General features: G+C 72.0%; 3 protein-coding genes and 1 pseudogene. 1 reads left to right on the forward strand and 3 read right to left on the reverse strand.

Annotated elements, in window-relative coordinates:
- Positions 1–37: 37 nt before the first annotated feature.
- The 3 genes and pseudogenes from OR37_RS20300 to OR37_RS20310 form a co-directional block, all read right to left on the reverse strand.
- Positions 38–1,246: pseudogene (locus tag OR37_RS20300) on the reverse strand (DNA-packaging protein); the annotation flags it as partial.
- Positions 1,221–1,628 carry a hypothetical protein gene (locus tag OR37_RS22455; protein ID WP_004625001.1) on the reverse strand — a complete coding sequence of 136 codons (408 nt, stop codon included), beginning with the start codon at positions 1,626–1,628 and terminating at the stop codon, positions 1,221–1,223. The gene OR37_RS22455 and the pseudogene OR37_RS20300, both read right to left, overlap by 26 nt.
- Positions 1,629–1,762: 134 nt before the next feature.
- The gene (locus OR37_RS20310; RefSeq protein WP_004625003.1) at positions 1,763–2,644 is read right to left on the reverse strand and encodes an oxygenase MpaB family protein; all 882 of its coding nucleotides are present in this window, start codon (positions 2,642–2,644) and stop codon (positions 1,763–1,765) included.
- Between the two features lie 122 nt (positions 2,645–2,766).
- Here OR37_RS20310 and OR37_RS20315 point away from each other — a divergent pair, with 122 nt between their 5' ends.
- The gene (locus OR37_RS20315; protein WP_004625005.1) at positions 2,767–4,350 is read left to right on the forward strand and encodes an aldehyde dehydrogenase (NADP(+)); all 1,584 of its coding nucleotides are present in this window, start codon (positions 2,767–2,769) and stop codon (positions 4,348–4,350) included.
- Positions 4,351–4,492: the final 142 nt, after the last annotated feature.

Below are 4,492 nucleotides of genomic sequence, written 5' to 3' on the forward strand. Positions count from 1 at the left end.
AAGAGGGGGAGGATAGTGACCTGAGCTGGCGAGAGCCTCACAACGTCCGCAGCCGTGGCTGTCGCTCGGCGCCCAGCATCAGGTCGCTTACCGCCCAGACCAGGGCGTCGGCGCGGTCGGGGCTGTGGTCGAGGTCGCCGGAGCCCAGGGCCATCAGCTCCTCTTCCAGCGCCGGAAAGGCGCCGCAGTGGGAGACGCGGCCTTGCTCGTAGAGCGCCGCCACCGGCTCGGCGCGGGCGCGTTTACCGACCGAGGCGCGGACCAGCGTGATCCGGCACGGCGGGTCGGCCTGGGCCAGCACGGCGCGCACCATGTCGCCGCCCTGGTTGGCCTCGGCCACCAGCGCGTCGGCCTTGACCGTTCGCGCGACGGCGACCGCCCTCGCCGCCCAGCCGGCGGGGGACAGGCCCCGCGCGGTCTCGTCGGCCAGGACGAAGGCCTGGTCGTCGCGCCGGCCGACCGCGACGATGCCGCAGGCGTCGCCGCCGGCCGTGGCGGGCGGGTCCACCGCCACCACGACGCGGTCGAGGCGCGCGGGCCTGGCCGCGCGACAGCGGGCCAGGTCCTCGGCGCGGAACAGGCCGCCGTCGGTCTCGACGATGATCCCGTCCAGCTCCTGGGCGGCCAGCCGCGTGCCGCCATAGAGGCTCTCCAGCGTGCGCAGGAAGGCCGGCGCCAGGTGGGCGGCGTTGGCGCTGGTTCCGGCGCGGGTGACGCGCGCGCCCGGCTCGGCGATCAGGGCCTTCAGCGCCCGGATCGGCCGGGGCGTCGAGGTGACGACCAGACGCGGATCCTCGCCCAGCCTCAGCCCGAACCGCAGCATGGCCAGGGTCTCGGCCGGCTTGGGCCAGGCGCAGAACTCGTCGGCCCAGGCGGCGTGGAACTGGGGACCGCGCAGACTGTCGGGGTCCTCGGCCGAGAACGCGTAGGCCACCGCCCCATTGGGCCAGATCAGCCGCCGGCGCGAGGCTTCCCAACGCGGGCGAAACGCCGGCCCGCCCAGCGCCTTCAGCCCGGACGGCCCTTCGATCATCACCTCGCGCACGTCGTGCAGCGTGGGACCGACCAAGGCCAGCATCGGATAGGCCAGGGCGTTGAGGGTGATCCAATGCGCGCCGGCGAAGGTCTTGCCCGCGCCGCGCCCGCCCAGCATCAGCCAGGTGGTCCAGGCCGCGTAGTCTGGCGGCGTCTGGTGAACCAGCGGTTCGGCCAGCAGCGCGCTAAGCAGGCGCCGCTGGTCTTCCGTCCCCATCGCGGCCAGCGCCGTCGCCGTCGCCTTGATCCGCGCGGCGCTTGAGCTCCAGCAGCTCGGCGAACCGTGTAAAGCGGGCGACCAGAGCGGCCTGAAGCGCTTCGGGTTCCTCTGGGATGTCGTCATGCATGGACGCCTCGTCGTCGTTGGCCGCCGCCTTGGCGGGGGGCTCGGCTTTGGTCTCGGGGACCATGGTCTCGATCGCCTTGGCCGCGCGCGCGAAGATCCCGCAGGTGCGGGCGTCCTTCTCGATCTGGGCTTTCTCGGCGGGATCGGTGCTGGTTTCGAAGGCGTCGATGAGCATGTCCATCTTCGCCCGGAGGCGGGCCTGCAGCGTCTCGCTCCAGCCCCGCGCCTCGTTGCTTCTTCCGGCCATGACACAAAGATACGGCGCCAGCGGGCGCGGAGGATTGGCGGCGCGATATAAGTGACAAGTCTCTGATTTCGTGGGATTCTATCTCGCGAACGCCGAGCATTCGCGGCCGGCAATCCCCGTGGTCGAGGCGTTTTCTAGCGCCGATACAGCCAGTCGCCCGGCAACCCCATCCGCACGCAGGCCTCCCAGGGCGGCGCGCCGGGGATCGCCGCGCGGTCGGCCCAGCGGGCGGCGGCGCGGATCAGCCGAAGCTCCAGCGGCCGAGGAAGCCAGTCCGCCCCCAGGCCCAGCACCTCACGCACCTCCGGCGGAACCAATCCCACCGCGGCCCGGATCAGCGGCGGCTGCAGGCCGCTCAGCGGGCCGGCGATCGGGGTCCCGCGCATCAGGTCCAGGAACTCCAGCACGATCGGCGACCGCTCCAGCCTGGGCAGCATGGCCGCCAGCTGGGCCTCCCACTCGGCCTCGGACCGGGGCGCGCCCAGGGCGCCGTACAGCCGCGCGGCGGGGGCGGCCTCGGCGTAGAACTGGTCGCGGTCGGCCGGCGACAGCGGCCGGACCAGCGCGTGATAGGCGGTCAGGAACCCGAAGCTGGCCGTGGCCTGCACCCAGTCCAGCAGGGCGACATCCAGGGCCTGGTAAGGCTCGCCGCCCGGCGTCACGCCGCCGACCCGCGCGTGCTGGCGTCCTATGCCGGCGATCATCGTCTCGGCGACCGAGCGGGCGCCATAGACCGTGACCATGGCCGCCAGGCCCGTGCGCTTCAGCCGGGTCAGCGGGTCGGCGCGGAAGCTGGAATGCGCCCAGACGCCCGTCCGCACGCGGGGCTCGGCCAGCTCCAGCAACACGGCGGTAATCCCGCCGACGAACAGGGCGACCGGGTTCTTGAACACCCGCCACGAGACCGAGTCCGGCGCGGCCAGGGCCGGCTCGCCGACCGGCCGCGCGAAATCGACCGCCGGACCGCCGGGAATCGCGAACAGGGCCTTGGCGGCGGAGGCGAAAGGGGCTTTCAAGGGGCGCTCCGGGCGGGGACATGCGTCTTCTAACGCCAGATCCGCCCTCGCGCGCATGGACTTGTCATGTTAGCGCTAACATATAAAACGACGCATAATCAATTTTCGACGGGACGACAAACGTGCAGCTGACGGGCGAGCTTCTGATCGGCGGCGATAGCCGCTTCGGGACCAACGGCGAGATCAAGGGGGTCAACCCGGCGACCGGCCAGACGCTGGAGCCTGCGTTCGGCGGCGCGACCAAGGCCGATGTCGACCAGGCGGCGGCCCTGGCCCATGAGGCCTTCGCCAGCTATCGCGCCCTGCCCTACGAGACCCGCGCGACGTTCCTGGAGGCGATCGCCGAGCATATCGAGGCCCTGGGCGACGACCTGATCGTCCGGGTGATGGCCGAGACCGGCCTGCCCCGTCCGCGCCTGGAAGGCGAGCGCGGCCGCACCGTCGGCCAGCTGCGCCTGTTCGCCGGCGTGCTCCGCGACGGCGGCTTCCTGGAGGCGCGCGTCGACCCGGCCCAGCCGGACCGCAAGCCCCTGCCCCGCCCGGACCTGCGCCTGCGCAACGTGCCGCTGGGCCCGGTGGCCGTGTTCGGCGCCAGCAACTTCCCGCTGGCCTTCTCGGTGGCCGGCGGCGACACCGCCTCGGCCCTGGCGGCCGGCTGCCCGGTCATCGTCAAGGCCCACCCGGCCCATCCGGGGACCTCGGAAATGGTGGGCCGCGCCATCCAGGCCGCCGTCGCCTCGGTCGGCCTGCATCCGGGCGTGTTCTCGATGATCCACGACAGCGGCTACGAGGTCAGCCAGGCCCTGGTCGCCGATCCGCGCGTCAAGGCCGCCGGCTTCACCGGGTCGCGCCGGGGAGGCCTGGCCCTGCTGGCCGTCGCCCAGGGCCGTCCCGAGCCGATCCCGTTCTACGCCGAGATGAGCAGCATCAATCCGGTGATCCTACTGCCCGCCGCCCTTGAGGCCCGGGCCGAGAAGATCGCGCCGGACTTCGTGGCCGCCCTGACCCTGGGCGCGGGCCAGTTCTGCACCAATCCCGGCCTGATCCTGGCCATCGATGGCCCTGAACTGGACGCCTTCGTCGCCGCCGCCGGCCAGGCGGTCGAGGCCGCGCCGGCCGCCGTCATGCTGACCCCGGGCATCTGCCAGGCCTTCTCGCACGGGGTCGAGGCCCTGGTCGGCGCGCCGGAGGTCACCACCGTGGCTCGCGGCCAGAAGGGCGCGGACGGATCACACACTGGCCAGGCCGCCCTGTTCAGCGTCGCCGGCCAGGCCTTCCTGGCCAACCCGCATCTGCATGAGGAAGTGTTCGGCGCCGCCTCGATCGTGGTGCGCTGCGCCGACCAGGCCGAGCTGGAGCGGGTGATCGCCGCCCTGGAGGGTCAGCTGACCATCGCCCTGCACCTGGAAGAGGCCGACCACGCCCTCGCCGCCGCCCTGCTGCCGACGCTGGAGCTGAAGGCCGGCCGCATCCTGGTCAACGGCTTCGGCACCGGCGTCGAGGTCGCCAACGCCATGGTCCACGGCGGCCCGTTCCCCTCGACCAGCGACGGCCGCACGACCTCGGTCGGCACCCTGGCCATCGCCCGCTTCCTGCGGCCGGTTAGCTACCAGAACCTCCCCGAGGCCCTGCTGCCGGCCGAACTGAAGACCGACAACCCGCTGGGCGTCGCCCGCCGGGTCGACGGCAAGCTGAAGCTGGCCTAGAGCCTGTCCACTTCAAATGGAATCATTTGAAACGGATAAACAGGCTCTAAATTCAAACATTTAGAGCGCGTTCGAGCGGTTTAACCGCTCACACTTAAACCTAACGCGCTCTAGCGGCCGGACGCTTGGGTTTCTCCTCCCC

The organism is Caulobacter vibrioides OR37, assembly GCF_000372645.1.
In the GTDB taxonomy this organism is placed as follows: domain Bacteria; phylum Pseudomonadota; class Alphaproteobacteria; order Caulobacterales; family Caulobacteraceae; genus Caulobacter; species Caulobacter vibrioides_E.

Bases quoted from the DNA above. Each gene is read 5' to 3' on its own strand.
- OR37_RS22455 (WP_004625001.1), bottom strand. From the start codon at position 1,628: ATGGCCGGAAGAAGCAACGAGGCGCGGGGCTGGAGCGAGACGCTGCAG.